We start from the raw sequence: 4,241 nt of genomic DNA on the forward strand, positions 1-4,241 counted from the left end.
ATTTTCCATTTCTTCCCAAGTATTTCCATTTTTCCTGCTAGCAATATTTAACATTATTATAATATTTCTAGAATTTTATACCACTATAATTTTAATAATTTTAGGAGTTTACAAAGATAATTAAGGTGTTAGAATTGTGTGACTATATTTTAAGTGAATCTAACATCGATTAAAATCGTTAAATATAATTAAAATTTTTTAAAAAACTAGCAAATTTTTATTTTTTCTGTTTTTATAGTCATGTAATCTTATAAAAAGAAGGTACAAATTATGGATATAAAACCAGTCTCTCTAGTAAATGACAGATTGAATATCATAAATGCTCGAGCAAGGCAGGAAAAAGGTGCAAGTGTTCCTGTTTCTCAGAATACTGATAATGTTCAGTTTTCTTCTCAAGAAAAACCCAAAGTTGGCGTTATTCAAAAAGTAAAAAACTTTATTTTTGGTGCTAAAAAAGCTTATGTTACAGTAGTAGGTTATACAAAAGCTGCTATTGGCGGAACAATAACAGGTGGTATTCTTGGTGGTTTAACATATGGCGGCTTAAAAGCTGTAGATTTTGTTAAAAATTTCAGAAAAGAAAAAGAAGCAATTAAGCATATGCCAAAACCACTTATTATCGGTGCAGCAGCTGCTGTAGGACTTGCAAAACTAGGTATAACATTATTTAATGCCAGTCTGGATATTAGTGAAGCAAGAAATAATTTAGATCATAGACGCTGTAATAATTTGCATAATGTTTAGAAACTTAAAATAATAAAAAAATAACCAGAAATTCCTGGTTATTTTTTTATTAAGAATTTTTTATGGCCTTAAAAAACTCTATTTGTAACATATTTTCTAAGAGAAGTGTCTAGTTTGCTAGCAATAGCACTTAAATGTTTGTTTTCCCATTTTTCAAAGGCAGCTGCTTTTCTTCCTATTGGTAATTCGAAGTTTTTAATTTTAAAATTAAAGTGATTGGCAACGAAATTACTTAATTGCTCAGCTTTTTTAGGGTTAACTTTCCTAAGAACAGCACTAGTTATAAGGAATAGTGATATTTCCGGAATGCCACCATCAGCTGCACAACCAAACGATACCTGCTTTGGTGCTTCTATGCCGGATGAAGCTTTAGGACTATTACCGAAAACATTTTTTTGAAAATTTGTATTGTCCATTGTTTGCAATCTTGAAATATTGCTTGTCAACATAAGCGTCCCTTTATACAAAATAAAACTGTTTTAATTAAAACAAAGCTTATTAATTTATTTCCTAAAAAATTAGCAAATATTTACTTTATTTAAGGACAGCGAAAAAAATACTTATGGATTTTGATGAAAAATCCAATAAATATTTTTGTAGCCTGCTTCCCGTAACCAGCAAATAAACGAGCAATAAAAAATGCGTAAGTATTTTTTATTGCGTCCTTAATACTCAAATTGCAACTTAAATAATTGTGTATGTCATAGCTAGGTGCTTCGCACCGTCTTAACTCATCAATCATCCCAATATTACGCACTGTCATTGCGAGCAATGAATTGTAGCTTTAAGAAATAATCGTACTTGCGTGGCAATCTCTAAGTATAGACCTATATGGGTGCTTTTATTTAATATTAAACAATTTTTTTGCATTCTGTGTTGTAGCATAAGCAACTTCCTCCAAGGGAATCTCTTTAATTTTAGCTATTTCTTCTGCTACAAGCTTTATTTTCGAAGGATCATTTCTTTCTCCACGATAAGGATGGGGGGATAGAAATGGAGAGTCTGTCTCAAGTAAAAGTTTCTCTAAAGGAACTGCTTTAGCAACTTCTTTTGGCTTTTTAGCATTTTTAAACGTGACCGGGCCGCCTAATGCGATATAAAAACCTGCTTTTATACATTCAATGGCGAATTCAGCACTTCCTGAGAAACAATGCATAACTCCGCCAACTTTTTCTGATTGAGTTTCTTTTAGAATCTCTAAAGTATCAGCATGAGCATCTCTATTATGTATTATTAACGGTAAATTTAATTCTTTTGCCAGTTTTATATGTTCTTTAAAAACGTGCTTTTGCAGATCAATATGTGTTTTATCCCAGTAATAATCCAGACCTGTTTCCCCTATAGCTACTATTTTAGGGTGTTGTGCATATTTTTTGAGCTTGTTATAACAATTTTCATCCCAATCTTTAACATCAGAAGGGTGTTGAGATACTGCTCCATATAAATAATCATATTTCTCAATTAGTTCAATTATTCTTGGAATATCTTTTATTGTTACCCCGGGAACTATGATTTTTCCTACGCCTATAGATCTGGCATTTTCGAGTATTTCATCCAAATTATCCTGATATACATCAAAATCCATATGGGCATGAGTATCTATAAGTTTATAGTTATTAGTCATAATCACCTTTTATACTCTCAAATTGTTTTAATGGTTGAGATTCTTCGCTACGCTCAGAATGACAACAGGAATATACTTAGAATGAGCAGTACGATTATTTATTAAATTTAGTTATTTCTTTTTCTCAGCACCTGCAAACTCAGAGTCAATTCTTAAGAATACAGGCTTTACTGTTTCTTTTGACGCTACTTTTCCTGCCTGTAAACCGCCCCACTTAACATCTGACAGATTTTTATCAGCAACTTTACCTTCAAGTGATAATTGCTGCCACATATCTTCTGAAATATTCGGTATATAAGGATAAAGTAAAATACTTACTTGCCTTAACGTTTCCAGGACATTATAAAGCACTTGTGCGCACTCAGTTAGTGTTTCCGGATTTTTAGCCAGAGTCCATGGAGCTTTTTCATTAACATACTTGTTGGTTTTGTCTACCAGATCAAATACAGCTTCAGCTGCTTCTGAAATACTATACTTATCAAAGTTTTCTATAACAATTTGTTTAGTTGAATTGCATAGTTGAGCTAATTCATTATTTTCATAACCTGTCACAGCTTCAGAAGTGATATTTCCATCGAAGTATTTTACAAGCATACTTGAGCTTCTATTTAATAAATTACCAAGATTATTTGCTAAATCTGCATTAACTTTATTTTTAAAGTCTTCATCATTGTAATTGCCATCTCTACCGAATGGTGCTGTTGTCATGAGGAAATATCTCAATGAATCAGCGTTTGGCAGTTGGTGCTCAGTAATTATATCCGTAGGGCTTATCACATTACCAAGGGACTTACTCATTTTAGTTTCATCAACAGTTATCCAACCATGAGCATAAATTGTCTTTGGTAAGGGTAACTCCATTGCCATTAAAATAGCTATCCAATATATTGAGTGGAATTTAAGTATATCTTTGCCTATCATATGGTTATCAGCAGGCCAGAATTCCTTGTACAATTCTTGGTTAGTTAAATATCCTATACCTGTTAGATAATTTGATAAGGCGTCAATCCAGACATAAATTACCTGAGAATCATCATTAGGAACAGGAATACCCCAGCTTACAGAAGTTTTAGCTCTTGAAACGCTAATATCTCCGGTTTCCTGTAGCTGATTTAAAACTTCATTGACTTTATATTCAGGCAGAATAAATTCAGGATTATTTAGAATATGCTCTCTTATCTTGTCCTTATATTTTGACAGCTTAAAGAAATAATTTTCTTCCTGAATCTCTTGAGGCTTGGTTTTATGATCAGGGCAGAAACCATCTTCTGTCAGATCTCTTGGTGAAACAAAACACTCACATCCTGTACAGTATAATCCTGTATAAGAAGCTTTATATATATCTCCTTTATCTAAAAGGGTTTTGAATATATGCTGGACAACTTTTCTATGGTCTTGTTCTGTTGTACGGATAAATCTATCGTAAGATATGTCTATTAACTTCCAGGCTTCTTTAAACTTTACTGCTATAGAATCACAGAATTCTTGAGGAGTCATGCCTTTGCTTGCAGCTGTTCTTTCTATCTTAATTCCGTGCTCATCAGTGCCGGTTAAAAAGAATACATTAATATCTCTTTGTCTAAAATGCCTTGCGATAACATCTGCTGCAATTTTTTCATAAGCATGGCCTATATGCGGAGGTGCATTTACATAATCTATAGCTGTAGTAATATAAAATTTATCCATAATTAGCCCTTTTTTCCTACTTAAGATGATTTTTGATATATACTAATAAACGTAGTGTGGATATTTGTTACAATCGTTATTTATTACTATTACTGAACTACTTATTCACCTGTGAAATAGATTGAATCCAGTTTATTATAGCAAAAATATAGTTTTTATATAGAGTGAAAGGAAAAAGAAATGGTTA

General features: G+C 32.1%; 4 protein-coding genes. 1 reads left to right on the plus strand and 3 read right to left on the minus strand.

From position 1 onward, the window contains the following. Nucleotides 1-270: 270 nt before the first annotated feature. On the plus strand, nucleotides 271-744 hold the full coding sequence (locus A2255_02815) for a hypothetical protein (GenBank protein ID OGI17079.1): 474 nt from the start codon (nucleotides 271-273) through the stop codon (nucleotides 742-744). Between the two features lie 68 nt (nucleotides 745-812). Here the strand turns inward: A2255_02815 and A2255_02820 are convergent, their stop codons facing one another. The 3 genes from A2255_02820 to A2255_02830 all read right to left on the minus strand — a co-directional run bounded on the left by A2255_02820 (nucleotide 813) and on the right by A2255_02830 (nucleotide 4,054). After that, nucleotides 813-1,193: a hypothetical protein gene (locus A2255_02820; GenBank protein ID OGI17080.1), complete on the minus strand. Its 381-nt coding sequence runs from the start codon at nucleotides 1,191-1,193 to the stop codon at nucleotides 813-815. Between the two features lie 392 nt (nucleotides 1,194-1,585). Continuing rightward, a complete protein-coding gene (locus A2255_02825; protein OGI17081.1) occupies nucleotides 1,586-2,368 on the minus strand; it encodes a hydrolase TatD in 783 nt (260 codons plus the stop codon). A gap of 111 nt (nucleotides 2,369-2,479) precedes the next feature. Continuing rightward, nucleotides 2,480-4,054 (minus strand): methionine--tRNA ligase, encoded by a 1,575-nt coding sequence (locus tag A2255_02830; protein OGI17082.1) that lies wholly within the window; start codon nucleotides 4,052-4,054, stop codon nucleotides 2,480-2,482. Between the last annotated feature and the right edge of the window lie 187 nt (nucleotides 4,055-4,241).

Source organism: Candidatus Melainabacteria bacterium RIFOXYA2_FULL_32_9 (assembly GCA_001784615.1).
GTDB lineage: Bacteria > Cyanobacteriota > Vampirovibrionia > Gastranaerophilales > UBA9579 > UBA9579.

What these genes read in the sequence shown, in the direction of transcription:
- A2255_02815 (OGI17079.1), top strand. Translation starts at nt 271, where the DNA reads ATGGATATAAAACCAGTCTCTCTAGTAAATGACAGATTGAATATCATA.
- A2255_02820 (OGI17080.1), bottom strand. Translation starts at nt 1,193, where the DNA reads ATGTTGACAAGCAATATTTCAAGATTGCAAACAATGGACAATACAAAT.
- A2255_02825 (OGI17081.1), bottom strand. Translation starts at nt 2,368, where the DNA reads ATGACTAATAACTATAAACTTATAGATACTCATGCCCATATGGATTTT.
- A2255_02830 (OGI17082.1), bottom strand. Translation starts at nt 4,054, where the DNA reads ATGGATAAATTTTATATTACTACAGCTATAGATTATGTAAATGCACCT.